This window comes from Pseudomonas sp. SIMBA_067 (assembly GCF_046534675.1).
GTDB classification, from domain to species: domain Bacteria; phylum Pseudomonadota; class Gammaproteobacteria; order Pseudomonadales; family Pseudomonadaceae; genus Aquipseudomonas; species Aquipseudomonas putida.
The window spans coordinates 1-269 of the sequence record NZ_JAWRYH010000488.1 but is presented as its reverse complement, the minus strand read 5'-3'; the positions used below and the strand labels follow the sequence as shown (position 1 = coordinate 269).

At 61.7% G+C, this 269-nt stretch carries 1 protein-coding gene; it reads left to right on the top strand.

Going from position 1 to position 269, the window contains the following annotated elements; all coding sequences use genetic code 11:
• On the top strand, positions 1–269 hold a 269-nt coding region (locus SB765_RS30015; protein WP_410932546.1), incomplete at both ends, for a Rieske 2Fe-2S domain-containing protein.

Here is a 269-nt window from a genome sequence, read left to right as displayed (position 1 = left end):
AATGTACGTGCTTATCAGGCGAAATGCCCGCACGCAGGCGCGCCGCTGGAGCAGGGCGCGATTTGCGGCGATCGGCTGGTCTGTCCTTGGCACAAAGCCGCGTTTAATCTGGCCAGTGGAAAAATGTGTGAACCGCTGGCGTTAGCCGATCTCAAACAGTATCCGCTGCGCATTGAAGAGGGCCGGGTGCTGGTGAATCCGAAAGCGATGTCCGCCGCGGCGCCGATTGGCAGTGGGGCAGCCGCACCGGTCTATGTGGTGCTCGGTGG